A 15,093-nucleotide genomic window follows, 5' to 3' on the forward strand; every position below is an offset into this window, starting at 1 on the left:
ACATGCGTATCCGGGCACCGCCCGTCACTTGCGCAACGGGTATTTTACAGTTCCATCACCAGCCGGAATCCCACTTCCTTGGAACGGGCCTGCTCGCTGAGGCCGGTGCGGTAGTCGGAGCTGATATTGCGCAATGGTTCGCGCATGGAGCCACCCCGCACCACACGTAGATCGCAGTTTTTCAACTGGACCGGGCGGGCATCTGCGCGGTGATTGGTGAAATCTCCAAGGAAACAATCCTGCACCCACTCACCGACGTTGCCCGAGGTATCGTAGATACCGAACGCGTTGGCTTTGTAACTGCCTACCGGCGCCGTCGAGGTGCTGAAGAGGGTATTGAACTCGCTGGCGCAGCCGCGCCGGCAGTTGGCTTTGCCCTTGGCGCTGCCATCGCCCCACCAGAAGGGTGTGTCGGTACCGCCACGAGCCGCGTATTCCCACTCCGCCTCACTGGCGAGGCGGTATTTATGACCGCTTTCTTCACTCAACCAGTCGGCATAGCGTTTGGCATCCTGCCAGCTGATATTCACTACGGGCCTGGTTCCTCGCCCCCAGTTTTCATCACTGGGGCGCACACGGCCGTTCGCTTTGGCAAAGCGGTCGTAATCATTGAACGTGATTTCGTGGGCGCCAATGGCGTAGGGGCGGTCGATGGAAATCTTGTGTTCTGGGCTGGTAAACGGGCGCTGGTTGTTGCCCATGACAAAACTGCCGGGAGATATCACAACCATTTCCGGTCCGTTACCACCAGATTTAAGCGGTGACTGGAAGCTTTTGCCGGGAAAGTACTTGCGCTCCAGTTCCACGGCCAAATTGATGTCTGCGCTACTGATTTCTATCCAGCGGCGCACGGTGCTGTAGCCCGGCTTGCTGACTTCGATGTCATAACGTCCCGGTTCCAGAGTGATACCCGGAGAGTAGCGCGGCACAATATTCATGATGCGAATACGCGCATCGTCCGGCTTGGCGGATACCAGCAGTGCAAAGGTGGGCGGTGTTTCCTGCGCAGCTTGTGCTTGAGAGGGCTTGGCCGGCAACTCTTCAACCGCCTGGTGTGAAGAGGCGCTTGCGGCCTGGTTTTCTGACCCCGACCCTGTGCCGGCAGTTGGAGAATCGGTAGCCGTCAGATCTTTCAGCTCGCGGGCAGTGGACGGCGGCTGACTGGTCGCCTCGGTGATGGCGGGCTGCGCCTGCAGAGAGGGCGGTTGAGTATTGTTGCTGGCCACAGTGTTGGCCACTGGCGGTACGCCGACGTCCTCTGGTGCTGCGTGGGGTTTGGACACCGAAGACCACTGGGGGTTTTTGCCCCACATAATCAATGTGACGACGGCGGCTGCAACAATGACCGTCGCCAGGCGCCAGGAGCGACGTTTGGCGGGCGCGCTTTGCTGCAGTACCTGCTGGAAGCGCATGATGGTCTGCTGCTCGGCGCGGGGATTCTGCTGGTGCAGTGGCTTGTCGCGCCACCGCGCCCAGGCGGCGCTGGCGCGGTCGCACAGCGTGCCGTAGAGGGTCATTACCAAGGCCCGCAACAGGCTGGAAACCCGCACCGAAGTGTTGTTGAGTTTGGTGGCGTTGCCCGGGGATTTTCCGTCCAGCGCCGCCAACAGCTGGTCTATGGCATCTACCACGTCCAGGCCACGCTGGAAGCGCTGATCCGGATCTTTGGCGAGAAAACGGTCAATCAGCCCCTGATACAGCGAGTGCCGCGCCGGTAGCCGCGGAATCGGATCGGTCAGGTGCTTGATTGCGATGGCCACCGCCTCTTCGGCCTGAAAGGGCACCGCGCTGGTGAGCATTTCGTAGAGGACCACCCCGAGGCTGTACAGGTCGGCGCGGCCGTCCACGGCGGCGCCGCGGGCCTGTTCCGGGCTCATGTAGTGTGGGGTGCCCACCACCATGCCGGTATTGGTCATCCGTGTGGTGCGGGCCACGGCGCGGGCCACACCGAAATCCGTAAGCACCGCGGAGCCATCTTCCCGGAACAGGATATTTTCCGGCTTCAGATCCCGGTGCACATAGCCTTTGTTGCTGGCGTGATCCAGCGCCATCGCAATCTGGCGGGTAATGTGCAGTGCTTCCAGCGGCTCAATGGCACCGCGGGTGAGTGCGTCCGCCACCGATCCACCGGGCAGATAATCCATGGCGATGTAATTGAGGCTGCGGTAGCGGCCGATATCATGAATCGCGACGATATTGGGATGAGAGAGTTGGCCAACAATGTTGGCTTCACGCTGGAAGCGTTCGCTGAAAATCGGGTCGGCATTCAGGACCGGTGACATGACCTTGAGCGCCACTTGGCGGCCCATGCTGCGCTGGGTGGCAAGGTAGACGGTGGACATCCCACCCTGATTGATTTTCTTCAGGATTTGATAGCCGGGAATTTCCAGCGAAGCGGCACCGCTGCTGACAACTTCCATTCGAGCCCGTCCTGTTCCCTATTCTGTTAACCGTTCAGCAGCTGCCAGGCCGCGTAAACACCCAGTGAAAAAATAATCGCAAGTGTAGCGATTTTGGCAGCCAGTGTGCCGGGAGCGGTAAAAAATTGCCGGGACACAGGTGGCCGCGGCGGTGTGCGAGAGTTCAGGTTTTCACTATTTACCGTCGCGGAATCCGGAGAACTGATGACCTGGACGGTGATATTGTCGCGACCTCCGGCATCCAGTGCCGCGGCTACCAGCAGTTCACTGGCGCGTTGGTTATCCGTATTGTGCGCGAGGATATGACAAATTTCTTCCTGGCCTACATCGTTACTCAGTCCATCACTACACAACAGTAATTTCTGGCCCGGGTTCCAGGCAAAGGAGGCGCGGTCGATTTCAAGGGTCGGGTTGGCAGAGCCGCCAATACAGCGAGTGATGACATGACGATTGGGGTGATTGGCGGCTTCCTCCTGATTGATCGCGCCGGAGTCCACCAGCATCTGCACGTAGGAGTGATCCACAGTCAGCTGCTTCAGCGTGCCGTTGGGCTGATGGTCATCACTGTCGGATGTCGTCGGAGGTGTCCACAAATAGGCGCGGCTGTCGCCGACCCAATAAATGTGGAAGTAATTGCCGTCTTCCGCCACCACCACCGCGGTGGTTCCCATGGCTGCGCTGCTGGTTTCCTCTCCCACAAGTAGCGCGTGGGCGCGGCGCAGGGCCTGCTCGTAATGCCGGTCGGTAGCGGAGGAGCGCTGAATTTCTTCTACGACAGTCTGGCTGGCAATTTCGCCGGCCTGGTGACCACCAAGGCCGTCAGCCACCACCCAGATGCCCCGGGACTCGTCACCCCAAAAGGCGTCCTCGTTCTGGTCACGACGATAACCCGGGTGGGTTGCACCGGCACTGCGTTGCGTAGTCTGGAGGGCAGAGCGATTTACTCCGCCGGAACCTTCACCGCTACGGCTACTTTCGCCGGTATTGACGTGGGCATCTACCTTGGCTTCACTCACTGGTATACAACTACCTGTTACCTGTCGTTATTGTCGCAAGTGCAAATCCGCGGGAATCCATGCGGTTTTCGACACTTCCATACTAGAGCCTGCCGGCATTGTAAGCTGCAAACCGATTCACAGGCCAACGAAATTGGCCGTGATAAACTTCCCGCAACGGGATTTACGGTAGCCTGTTTTACCGCCGGTCGGGCGCGCAATCTTGGAAGCGATGGGGCCTGATCGGAGTCTGTTCGCTTCGCTAATGGCGACTGGTTAAAAATTGTACGCTGTTATGTACACGCGAGGAAGCCTGGACAATGCTGAAACTTTGTGATGTCAAAGATGCCAGCCAAAGTGTGTGGTTGGTGGCACCCAAGGTCACAATCGGCCGCGGCAGTCAGTGCGATCTGACACTGGCGGATGCTTCTGTGGCGAAACTCCATGCAGAGATACTGGTAGACGGGGAGGAACTCGAGCTACGCAATCTGGCCGGAAGCGGTCAGGTAATGGTCAATGGCAAGCTGGTTGATGATCGTTGTCGCCTGCATCGCAATGACCGGGTTCAGCTGGGGGAGCGCAGTCTCACCGTAGTTGATCCGAAAATCACCCGCCTCAAGGCGGCAGGTGCCAATGCCAACGTTTCCTGGGCGCTACGTGCCAATCACCCGGCGATCGTTGGGAGAGTATTTCCAGTGCGTGAAACGTCCGTAGTAGGGCGTTCGGATGAATGTGACCTGACGTTCGCCATGTCCCACCTTTCCCGCCGTCACGCTCGGCTTGAGGTGCGGGAAGGGCTGCTGTTTGTGGTGGATCTGGGCTCTGCCAACGGCACATTTCTGAACAATCAGAGGGTGACAGAGTCCCGCGTGCGCCGCGGCGATGAGCTGCGTTTCGATACCCTCAGCTTCAGTGTGGTTGGTCCCGCGGACGATATCGACAAGACTACGGTACGCCAAGCCGTATCCACGCCGGAGGCGGCTCGCCAGAGTGCGGCGCTGACTCAGGCGATCGACCGGGCGCGTTCACGCTCTATGCAGTCTCCAGTGGCTCAGGAGGGGGTGTTGGCATCGCCAGCAACGCAGGTCACTCCGATGGGTGGGGGCCGATCTGCCGACAGAGGGAATTCCTGGATCTGGGGTTATGCCCTGGTGATGGCGCTGGCCGTTGGCGGTTACCTCTGGGCGCGGAGCCAGGGGCTGGTATAGGGCGCCGGTTTGACTATCTCGCACCGCGCTCTGTTTTTTTACACCACCCTTGGTTGCAGCCTGTGTGAGAAGGCGAAACCAGAAATCTGGCCGCTGCTGGATCAATTTAAGCTGCGCCTGCAACCGGTGGATATTGCCGATGATGAAGAGCTGACCCGGCGCTTCGGTTGGAGTATTCCCGTGGTGGGGCTCGGTGACCTCGACGATGTGCTCTGTTGGCCGTTCACCAGCGGCGAACTCGTATCCTGGCTGCAGGCCCGATTGGCCTGAGGGCTGCATCCGCGACATTGAGGTGGTTCTTGCCGGAGCACCTCAACGTCTCCCCGGGTACTCCTGTTTACAATCACGCCTAATGGATTCCTAAAGTCGCGATTCCGCCTCATTTTTTGTCAGCAGTGGCGCCTTGTCTCCGCTGCGGTAGGCGTAAATTACCGAGTACGACAGAACATTCTGTACATACTTGCGGGTTTCACTGTAGGGAATCGTCTCGATCCACACGTCGAATGGCAGCTTCTTGTTGGTGTCCTTGAGCCAGGTGGAAACCCGTGTTGGTCCCGCGTTATAGGCTGCCGCGGCCAGGAACCGATTATTATCGAAGCGGTTCAACAGCGAGTTCAGGTAGTGGGCGCCGAGAGTGATGTTGGTACTGGGATTCAACAGATCCCAGCTGCGCCGGTAGGGCACGCCGGCCTTGCGGGCCGTCGCTTCAGCGGTGGATGGCAGTAACTGCATCAGTCCCATGGCGCCAGCGTGGGATTTGGCATCGTGGCTGAAGTGGCTCTCCTGGCGCGCTACTGCGAGTACCAGGTAGGTGTCCAGTGCGCTCTTCTTGCCGACGTTGCTGGCGACATCCTGAACAATATCGGTAAACGCCAGTGGGAAGCGCAGTTCCAGATCGTCGAGATAGTTTGCCGCCAGAATCGACTGGATGGACTTGTGGTACCAACCCCAGGAACTGGCGATTTTACCTGCCGTCATCAGCTCCTCGGGAGTCATTTTTTCCGTGGCGTAATCCCATTCACGGCGCGCGTGATAGAACTCGCCGATGGCCTGCAGCTCCCGCGCCCTCTGCATGCCAGGGCGTGCGGCCACTTCCTCTACCTGTTTGGGGGTTACCGGCGCGGGCCGGTCGACGAAACTGTATTCACGCTTGACGGTGTCAGACGCGAGAAAGCCGTAATAGCTGCGCTCTGCGGCGGCTTTTTGCAAAAGCTTTTCCGCTTGGGCCTTGCGTGCGGGATCGTTCTTTTTGTTCTGCTCATTGATGGCCCGCGCTTTCCAGTAGAGCCAGCGATCCAGGTTCTGGTCGTCGGCGGGCAGGCGGTCGATCCAGAATTCCACCTGCGCCCAATCCATTTCGCGAAGAGACTGGCGGATCAGCCACTCGGAGGTGCGAAGATCGAAAAAACCCGGGGTGGATTTGATCAGCGTCTCCAGCCCCTTCTGGTCATCCTGGCGGGCAAACTGCAGCGCCAGGTACCGCAGGAAATCGTCGCTGTCCTCGTCGGAAAAGAGATAGCTCGCGCTGTAACGCTGCCAGGCGACCTGAGCTTTTTCCGCGTTCTGTGCTGCCAGCCGGCGCAGGCCGATGGCCACAATATCGCGATACTCCGGCTCTTTTTGAATGAAGCGGTCGTAGTTGAGAATCAACTCCGGCTTGCGGTAGACATCGCGCATCAACTCCGCGCGCCGGGCGCGGTCTTTGTCCAGTTTGCGGGCAATAAAGCCCGCCAGGTCCAGGTTGCCGGCGCTCACGGACAAGGCGTGCCGCTTCCAGGTGCGCTCCTGGGTGAGGCCGCCTTCGCTGATCCATCGATTGAAGGCGGGGTCGCATTCCTTGGGCTGGGATGCGCCGACGGTCCATAGCTCTTCGATCAGGGCATAAGCCTCTTTTTTATCGCCATGGCGGGAGAGCGCATCGGCGTAGTAGCAGCGCAGTTGGGTGCGGGTAATCCACTCCGGGCGATAGTACTTGAGGTATTCGCGAAAGCGCTCGCGTCCTCCCAGCTCCCGCAGCAGACGGATGCGCATCCAGTCGCCAATGGCGGTGCCGTCGTACTCCTTCAGAAAGGCGTCTATGTCGTCATAGGGCAGGCGAGGTAGATTCTTGCTGATATTCCAGTAATCGAGATAGGGCAGTAGCGGGTAGTCTTTCAGTTCCTTTTTGAGCTGGTTCAGGCGGCGCTGGTCGTTGTGCGCAATCGCCATGCGGGCCTCCTGCAGCTTTTTACGCTGGGCGACCGCGGCTTCAGCCTCGCGAATGTCACGGGATTCCGCCTTGTTGGCGGTGCCGGGTACCGCCGCGGCGGCGTTGTGAGGGTTGAAAACCGGCACCGCCGCGAGGCAGCCGGCTACCAGTGTGGAGAGGAACGTGGCGAGTCCTTTACTGCCAATCGACATACTGAACACCCGATTGAGAAATCGCTTATTCGAAGGGCGCAGAATAAAGCGTAAAATATCCGTTTTCACCTGGGTCCCGCTAAAAATCCAGGCCGTACGTCCCGGTCGCGACCGGTGTGTGCGCCGGCGATTTGTAGCGGTGTCCCAAAACCATTGTAGTGTTTATTTATGTTGCTTCAGTTGGATGGCGTTTGTTTGCGCTATGGCGTGCAGGTATTGGCAGATCATGTGAGTGCCAAGATCGAACGCGGGGACCGTATCTGTCTCGTGGGGCGCAATGGCGAGGGGAAATCCAGCCTGTTGCGATTGATCGGCGGAAGCGGCGACCCGGACGACGGTGAAGTCATCCGTCAGAGCGGTGTGGTTCTCGCCACCCTCGAGCAGGCGCTGCCGGATGATTGCGGCCACACGGTATACCGATATGTGGCCGAGGGGCTCGGTGAGGTGGGAGGGTGGCTTTCCGAATACCGCGACAACCAGAATCCTGATTTGCAGGCGAAAATCGACAGTGCCCACGGTTGGGAACTGCTCGCCCGCATCGACAGTGTGCTCGACCGCCTGGATCTGGATGAGCAGGCGCTGGTCATGGACCTCTCCGGCGGTTGGCAGCGCCGCGCAGCGCTCGCCCGTGCACTGGTGACCGAACCGGATCTGTTGATCCTCGACGAACCGACCAACCACCTGGATATTGCAGCGGTGGAGTGGCTGGAGACTTTTCTCGCCAACTACCGCGGAGCGCTGCTGTTTGTCAGCCACGACCGCGCGTTGGCGCAGCGGCTGGCGACGTCGGTGTGGGATCTCGACCGCGGTATCCTGCGGGTTTTCAATTGCCCCTTTGATCGATATCAGCAGGAGAAAGAAAAGCAGCTGGAGGAAGAGGCCCGCAACGACGCCTTGTTCGACAAAAAACTGGCGCAGGAGGAGGCGTGGATTCGCCAGGGCATCAAGGCCCGGCGGACACGCAATGAGGGCCGTGTACGCGCCCTGCAGGCACTGCGCCGTGAACGACAGGCCCGCCGCGAGCGTCAGGGTGTGGCCAGGATGTCGTTGGATGCCGGTGAGCGCTCCGGCAAGCTGGTCGCGGAGTTGAAAGGTGTGAGCTTTGGCTTTTCAGATGAGCAGGGTGATCCCGTACCACTGATACGCGATCTCGATTTCACTCTTATGCGGGGCGACAAGGTGGGATTGATCGGTCCCAATGGGGCTGGCAAGAGCACGCTGATCCGGCTTCTGCTGGGAGAGCTCGAACCCCAGGCGGGCAATATTCGCCTCGGCACAAAGCTTCAGGTGGCCTATTTCGACCAGCGCCGGGACATGCTCGACCCGGAGCAGACGGTGGTAGACAACATTGCCGAAGGGCGGGAAAGCATCGATGTGGGCGGCAGCAGCCGCCACGTGATGTCCTACCTGAGCGACTTTCTGTTCACGGGTGTCAAGGCGCGCACCAAAGTTGGCGCCCTGAGTGGTGGCGAGCGCAACCGTGCTTTGCTGGCGAAGTTGTTCAGTCAGCCTGCGAACATTCTGGTGCTGGATGAGCCCACCAACGATCTGGATGTGGAAACCCTGGAATTGCTTGAACAGTTGCTGATGGACTTCCCCGGCACCGTACTGCTTGTCAGCCATGATCGGGCGTTTCTCGACAATGTGGTGGAGAGCTGCCTCGCGTTTGAGGGGGAAGGCGTAGTGCGTGAGTACGTGGGCGGATATCAGGACTTTGTGCGTCAGGGGGGGCGGTTTCTGAGTGCGGAGGAGCAACTCCGGTCCCGCAGACGTGCGCAGGCCGGAGAGGCCGAAGCAATCTCCGCCACTGTGGCTTCGCCGGAAAAGAGTTCCCCGGTGGCGCCAAAAAGCAAAAAGCTCAGCTACAAGCTGCAGCGGGAACTGGATGCCTTGCCCGCCCAGATTGAAACCCTCGAATCGGAAATAGCGGTTTTGGAGGAGGAGGTTGGGCAACCGGATTTCTATCAGCAGGAGAGCGAGCTGGTGCAAGCGCGCTTGCAGAAACTGACAGAGCTGCAGCAGGCGCTGGAAGTGGCGTTTGAGCGCTGGGCGGAGCTGGATGGTATGTAAAACGGGTGCCAGCCAACACAGCGGGGGCTTCAGGCCCCCGTTGTTTATTTGGTGTCCGACGAGTACACACGCACCGCCAGCACGTCACACCCCGCGCCGTGCAGGACACCATTCGCGGTAGAGCCCAGTAACAATGCCAGGCCGTGGCGTCCATGGCTGCCGATCACGATCAGGTCGCAACCGCTTTCCTCTGCCAGTCGGTGGATCTCCGTGGCCGGCTGGCCCAGCACAACATGCTGGCGATCGGCGGGAATATTCAGGCTTGCTGCCGCGCGTCGCAGTTGTTCCTTTGCCTGGTTCTGCAACTGCTCCTGCACTTCCGAGAGGTCCATCGGGATATCGCCGCCGTAGGCAAAAGTCAGCGGCTCGATGATGTGGGCGAGGCTCAATCGCGCGCTGCTCTGGGCCGCGATCTGCGCAGCGCGGTCGAGAACCTGGGAAGATTCTTCGGAGAGGTCCAGTCCTACCAGAATATTGTTGTAGCCTGACATGCGGTCCTCGCGTGCTAGTGAATGTCGGGTACATTGACATGATTTGGCCGTGCGCCCGGTTGCTTCATTGAGTCTACTTTAAAAAAACAGGCTTGACACAGGCGAGGTCTTGCGGGGAAAAATGCGCGCCTGAATGGGTGGCCTGAGCCATGAATGGGCTTTTGGCTGCCAGCTTGTGTACCGACAACGTTATAGCCTACTCACAGGGAGTGCTCATGGCCAGCTGGCTGCCTATCGTTCTCATTGTCTTTACTGTCGCCCTCGTTATCGGGCCCGTGATGTGGTTAAGGCCCAGTGGCCGTGACAAAAAACTGGCGGCGTTACGCCAGCGTGCCGCCAGTTCCGGGCTCAAGGTTCAGATACAACCGCTGCCGGAATCTCAAGGTACCGGCAATGCTGCGGTCTATTTTTCCCAGTGGCGCAATCCGCGCCGCCTCCAGAGTGGCTGGGCACTGGAACTCCAGAGAATGTCTCACGAGTTGAATTTCGACGGCGTCTGGGACTGGCGTAAAAAGCGTGAAGCCCCCGCGGCTGCCAAATCATCGCTCAAAGAACTGATCGCCATGCTGCCGGCGGACGCCACCGCCATTTTTGCCAACGATGCCGGTCTCGGTGTGCAGTGGCACGAACGCAGTGGTGATGCCGGTCTCGATGCGATTGTCCACGCGCTGAGTGAGGTGCGCCCGGAAATAGAGGAAGCAATACGCTTGCCGCAGCCTGGCAGTGCTCCGGGCAGCGAAACTACGAATGGCAACGATGACGTGAACCCGCGCAGTGACTCCTGACTGGCTGGGGCGCGGAACTGGTCTACTGTTTCTAGCGGCCAGCATCAGGACTTTTGCATGACAGGATGTCGGCGCCCTGCCTGGCGAGCAGTGAAATATCGAAGAACCAACGGCCGGATGATGAGTCAGAGCTGTATGGGAAATGGGCAATCTGGTCACCAAAATGTGACCTTTGCTTGACCGCACTAGGGGCGGAGCATATATATTCGCGCAGCGCACCGCTGATAACGGCTTATGCCTTAGGTGCGAAAGCAGTAAATTTTCTATTAAAAATCAGAAGCTTATGGGTAAATCACTGGTCATCGTCGAGTCGCCGGCGAAGGCAAAAACGATCAACAAGTATCTCGGCAAGGACTTTGTAGTGAAGTCCAGTATCGGTCATATCCGGGATCTTCCGACCGGCGCCTCCAGCAAACAGCCGGTGGATGCCAAGGAGCGTGCGCGCCGGGCTGCGGAAACCCGCAAGCTTTCCAAGGAAGAAAAAGAGATCTACAAGCGCAAAAAAAGCCATGAACAGCTGATCAAGCGCATGGGGATCGACCCGGATCACAACTGGGAGGCCCACTACGAGATCCTTCCTGGCAAGGAAAAAGTGGTTGATGAGCTGCGCAAGCTCGCCGCCAATGCTGATACCGTCTATCTCGCAACCGACTTGGATCGCGAGGGAGAGGCCATCGCGTGGCATCTGCGCGAAGCTATTGGCGGCGACGAAGGGCGCTTCCGCCGTGTGGTGTTTAACGAGATTACCAAATCCGCGATCCAGGAGGCGTTCAAGAGCCCGGGGCCGCTGGATATCGACCGCGTCAATGCCCAGCAGGCGCGCCGTTTCCTCGACCGCATCGTGGGCTACATGGTATCGCCGTTGCTGTGGGAGAAAGTCGCCCGCGGATTGTCTGCCGGTCGCGTACAGTCTGTTGCCGTGCGTCTCGTGGTAGAACGCGAACGGGAAATCCGCGCGTTCATTCCGGAAGAGTACTGGACGCTGTTTGCGGATACTGAAACCGCAAAATCCGATGCGCTGCGCCTTGAAGTCAAGAAGCAGGGCGGTGAGAGCTTCCGTCCGGTCAACGAAGCCCAGGCCATGGCGGCGCTTAAGGCACTTCAGTCCAGCAGCTTTGAAGTCACCGCGCGGGAAGACAAGCCCACCAGCTCAAAGCCCGGTGCACCATTTATTACCTCAACTCTGCAGCAGGCGGCCAGTAACCGCCTCGGCTTCAGCGTGAAGAAAACCATGATGATGGCCCAGCGCCTGTATGAGGCTGGCTACATTACCTACATGCGTACGGACTCCACCAACTTGAGCGCAGAGGCCGTGACCTCTGTGCGGGAATTTATCGGTGAGAGTTACGGTGAAAAATATCTGCCGGAAAACCCGAATCAGTACAGCAGCAAAGAGGGCGCTCAGGAGGCGCACGAGGCCATCCGCCCGTCTGACGTGCGGGTTAAACCGAACATGCTGTCGGGAATGGAGCGCGATGCCGAGCGTCTCTACACTCTGATCTGGCAGCAGTTTGTGGCCTGTCAGATGACGCCGGCGCAGTTCACTTCCACGTCTGTGGTGGTAAGCGCCGGTGACTTTGAGTTGCGTACCCGCGGTCGTGTGATCCGCTTTGATGGTTTCCTCAAAGTGGCACCACCGCAGAGCAAGAAAGACGAAGACGTGGTTCTGCCGGACATCAAGGTCGGGGAAAGACTCGACCTGAAGAAACTGGATCCGAAACAGCACTTTACCAAACCGCCGGCGCGCTTCAGTGAGGCGGCACTGGTAAAAGAACTGGAAAAACGGGGCATCGGCCGCCCGTCCACCTACGCGTCAATTATTTCGACGATTCAGGATCGCGGTTATGTGCGTCTGGAAAACCGCCGTTTTTACGCGGAAAAAATGGGTGATATCGTCACCGACCGCCTGAGCGAGAGTTTTACCGACCTGATGGACTACGGCTTTACCGCGAGCCTGGAGGAATCCCTGGATGCGGTAGCGGAAGGCAAGAAAGGCTGGAAGGCGTTGCTGGACGAGTTCTACTCGGATTTCAGTCAGCGCCTCGAGCACGCCCAAGACGCAGACGCCGGTATGCGTCGCAACGCGCCTACGGACACGAACATCGAATGCAGCCAGTGCGGTCGTCATATGCAGATCCGCACCGGTTCCACCGGTGTGTTCCTCGGCTGTTCAGGCTATGCACTGCCGCCGAAGGAGCGTTGCACCAACACCATGAATCTGGTGTCGGGCGAAGAGGCTATCGACGCAGACAAGGACGAAGAAGCGGAAACCCGCCAGCTGCGGGATAAGCGCCGCTGCCCGAAATGCAGTACTGCCATGGACAGCTACCTGCTGGATGAGCAGCGCAAGTTGCACATCTGTGGCAACAACCCGGACTGCAGCGGTTTTGAGGTGGAGAAAGGCACCTTCAAGATCAAGGGTTACGATGGCCCGCTGATCGAATGCGACAAATGTGGCAGCGACATGCAGCTGAAGTCCGGGCGCTTTGGCAAATACTTTGGCTGTACCAACGACACCTGTAAAAACACCCGCAAGCTGCTGAAAAATGGCCAGGCCGCACCGCCCAAAATGGATCCGGTGCCTATGCCAGAGCTCGCCTGTGAAAAGGTGGATGATACCTACATCCTGCGCGACGGTGCTTCCGGGCTGTTCCTGGCCGCCAGCCAGTTCCCGAAAAACCGCGAGACTCGTGCACCGTTGGTGAAGGAACTGTTGCCGCATAAGGACGAAATTGATCCGAAGTACAGTTTCCTGTTTTCCGCGCCGACAGAAGACAGTGAGGGCAGGGATACGGTCGTGCGCTTCAGCCGCAAAACTCAGGAGCAGTATGTGCAAACTGAGGAAGACGGCAAAGCGACCGGCTGGAAGGCTTTCTACACCGGTGGTAAATGGCTGGTAGAGGAGGCTGCTAACAAGTCGTCAGCACCGAGAAAGGCGGCAGCCAAGAAAGCTCCGGCCAAGAAGGCCGCGGCGAAAAAAGCTCCCGCCAAAAAGGCGCCCGCAAAAAAATCACCGGCGAAGTAGGTAAGGCTGTGAGCAACCCCTATACCGGAATGGTGGCGTCCGCCTTGCGGAAAACCCAGTTGATACTGCAGGCACAGGAGGTCGAGTCTGTGGACGGCAATCGACTGTTGCAGTCCGCACAGCTTGAAGGCGCGCTGCTGCAGTTGTGGCGCGCGCACCGGGCTTTTCTGGCGGAGCAGGGCCATCAGTTGCAGCTGGGTTTCAGGCCGGGTGGTGAGCCGGACACGGCGCGGAAACTGCAGGAGCTGGTACTTGCCCGGGGGAAGTTCAGTGCCGAGGTGACGGAGCTGGTTAGTCTGGAGGAGAATCCAGACAGTTGGTTCAGTGCCATGGCGCGCTGCTGGGCGGCACTGTGGCGCCCAACCAGTGGCGGTGATCAGACGTCTGCCACGGGAGGCGGCGTTCAGGCTCTTATCCCGCTACGTCAGATGGACTCGATTCCTGCGGCGGGTCTCGATCTTGAGAACCTCCGGCACTGGCTGTCGCAACTCGACCAGCTGATCCTGCGCCAGCGTGACCAGGGGCGGGAGTGGTAGGGCGCCGGCCTACCGCTAAAGCTGCCATTGTCTGACCACTGATCATTCACTGATCCCTGTGTTACACTGCCCGCAAATCCCGCTGTAACTGGAGAAGTGAATGTCCTCTGAGACTTACGAAATCATCGAGTTGTCCAATGGTGATGTGGCGCTGCGACGTGCCGGTCACAAGGAAGACCCGCTGGTGCGTATTCACTTCTCGGACGAAAGCCTGAATTTCCTGCGTGAGCACAAGATTGCTATTGCTCGCGCCATGCTGGAGGCGGGCATTGAGGCTGTACAGGACTTGAGCGCGATCGAGCCCGAGCCTTTCGAGGAAGAAGATGTAGATATTGCCGAGCACACCATCCACTAAAGGGTGGGGTAACGGTTGCGGTGATCAGCCGCGAAAGAAAACAAAAACGGGGCCTGTGAGCCCCGTTTTTTCTTTGCCTGTAGCCGGTGCTTATTGCCTTGCGGCACAAGGTTCCACTCAAAGCCTGCGTCTATCGATTTGCTGGCCACTCAGTATGGATTCTGGCGGATCACTCCCACGGCGAGACCCTCGATCGCAAAATTCTTGTCGCGCATATCGACTTCTATGACGTCGAAGTCTTCATTTTCCGGCAACAGCTGTACCATGGCCTGATTGCCGCGGCGCTTGAAGCGCTTGACGGTCACCTCATCTTCGATACGTGCCACCACGATCTGTCCATTGCGGATATTGTCGGTGCGCTGTACTGCCAGCAGGTCTCCGTCAAAGATGCCGGCGTTCTTCATGCTCATGCCGTGGACGCGCAGCAGATAGTCCGCGGGTGGATGGAAGAATTCGGCGGGAATTTCACAGTATTCCTCGATATTTTCTTCCGCCAGGATCGGGTTGCCTGCGGCAACTCGACCGACAATCGGCAGGCCACTCTGGTGGCCGGGAATGCGAATACCACGGGAAGCGCCGGCCACCATCTCAATGGCACCTTTGCGCGCCAGTGCTTTCAAGTGCTCCTCCGCTGCATTGGGTGAGCGGAAACCCAGCTCTTGAGCTATTTCCGCTCTTGTGGGCGGGTAGCCTGTTTCATCCAGATAAGACTTGATCAGTTCCAGTACCTGAGCCTGGCGAGCGGTAAGGTTTGTCATGAGCGCTTCCTGTTGTCTGTATTTTTATACAGTTGCTGGGATTATATACA

At 58.7% G+C, this 15,093-nt stretch carries 12 protein-coding genes; 7 read left to right on the forward strand and 5 right to left on the reverse strand.

Translation table 11 applies throughout. The features are described 5' to 3' along the window. Window positions 1-44: 44 nt before the first annotated feature. Together C3938_RS14735 and C3938_RS14740 are read right to left on the reverse strand one after the other, a co-directional pair. Window positions 45-2,420, reverse strand: coding sequence for a bifunctional serine/threonine-protein kinase/formylglycine-generating enzyme family protein (locus C3938_RS14735; RefSeq protein ID WP_105103997.1), 2,376 nt, complete (start codon window positions 2,418-2,420; stop codon window positions 45-47). Between the two features lie 26 nt (window positions 2,421-2,446). After that, window positions 2,447-3,436: a PP2C family protein-serine/threonine phosphatase gene (locus tag C3938_RS14740; protein WP_105103998.1), complete on the reverse strand. Its 990-nt coding sequence runs from the start codon at window positions 3,434-3,436 to the stop codon at window positions 2,447-2,449. A 299-nt stretch (window positions 3,437-3,735) separates the two neighbouring features. Here C3938_RS14740 and C3938_RS14745 point away from each other — a divergent pair, with 299 nt between their 5' ends. Together C3938_RS14745 and C3938_RS14750 are read left to right on the forward strand one after the other, a co-directional pair. Continuing rightward, window positions 3,736-4,623: an FHA domain-containing protein gene (locus tag C3938_RS14745; RefSeq protein WP_233998935.1), complete on the forward strand. Its 888-nt coding sequence runs from the start codon at window positions 3,736-3,738 to the stop codon at window positions 4,621-4,623. A gap of 9 nt (window positions 4,624-4,632) precedes the next feature. After that, complete coding sequence (locus tag C3938_RS14750) at window positions 4,633-4,893, forward strand: glutaredoxin family protein (RefSeq protein WP_233998936.1); 261 nt, start codon at window positions 4,633-4,635, stop codon at window positions 4,891-4,893. Between the two features lie 90 nt (window positions 4,894-4,983). Here C3938_RS14750 and C3938_RS14755 read toward each other — a convergent pair whose 3' ends face one another. Further along, entirely contained in the window at window positions 4,984-7,023 is a 2,040-nt protein-coding gene (locus tag C3938_RS14755; RefSeq protein ID WP_105104555.1) for a transglycosylase SLT domain-containing protein, read from the reverse strand. 168 nt (window positions 7,024-7,191) lie between these two features. Between C3938_RS14755 and C3938_RS14760 the strand changes: the two genes are divergently transcribed. Then, a complete protein-coding gene (locus C3938_RS14760; RefSeq protein ID WP_105103999.1) occupies window positions 7,192-9,093 on the forward strand; it encodes an ATP-binding cassette domain-containing protein in 1,902 nt (633 codons plus the stop codon). A 44-nt stretch (window positions 9,094-9,137) separates the two neighbouring features. Here C3938_RS14760 and C3938_RS14765 read toward each other — a convergent pair whose 3' ends face one another. Then, on the reverse strand, window positions 9,138-9,584 hold the full coding sequence (locus C3938_RS14765; protein ID WP_105104000.1) for a universal stress protein: 447 nt from the start codon (window positions 9,582-9,584) through the stop codon (window positions 9,138-9,140). A gap of 215 nt (window positions 9,585-9,799) precedes the next feature. On the opposite strand from C3938_RS14765, the gene C3938_RS14770 reads away from it, so the two are divergent. The 4 genes from C3938_RS14770 to C3938_RS14785 all read left to right on the forward strand — a co-directional run bounded on the left by C3938_RS14770 (window position 9,800) and on the right by C3938_RS14785 (window position 14,285). Further along, the gene (locus C3938_RS14770; RefSeq protein WP_199775618.1) at window positions 9,800-10,369 is read left to right on the forward strand and encodes a hypothetical protein; all 570 of its coding nucleotides are present in this window, start codon (window positions 9,800-9,802) and stop codon (window positions 10,367-10,369) included. A 283-nt stretch (window positions 10,370-10,652) separates the two neighbouring features. After that, window positions 10,653-13,394 (forward strand): type I DNA topoisomerase, encoded by a 2,742-nt coding sequence (topA, locus tag C3938_RS14775; RefSeq protein WP_105104001.1) that lies wholly within the window; start codon window positions 10,653-10,655, stop codon window positions 13,392-13,394. An 8-nt stretch (window positions 13,395-13,402) separates the two neighbouring features. Then, entirely contained in the window at window positions 13,403-13,930 is a 528-nt protein-coding gene (locus C3938_RS14780; RefSeq protein WP_105104002.1) for a DUF6586 family protein, read from the forward strand. 100 nt (window positions 13,931-14,030) lie between these two features. After that, on the forward strand, window positions 14,031-14,285 hold the full coding sequence (locus tag C3938_RS14785; protein WP_105104003.1) for a hypothetical protein: 255 nt from the start codon (window positions 14,031-14,033) through the stop codon (window positions 14,283-14,285). 149 nt (window positions 14,286-14,434) lie between these two features. Here C3938_RS14785 and lexA read toward each other — a convergent pair whose 3' ends face one another. Next, window positions 14,435-15,043, reverse strand: a complete 609-nt coding sequence (gene lexA / locus C3938_RS14790) for a transcriptional repressor LexA (protein ID WP_105104004.1) — start codon at window positions 15,041-15,043, stop codon at window positions 14,435-14,437. Window positions 15,044-15,093 lie beyond the last annotated feature (50 nt).

It is taken from the genome of Microbulbifer pacificus (assembly GCF_002959965.1).
In the GTDB taxonomy this organism is placed as follows: Bacteria; Pseudomonadota; Gammaproteobacteria; order Pseudomonadales; family Cellvibrionaceae; genus Microbulbifer; species Microbulbifer pacificus_A.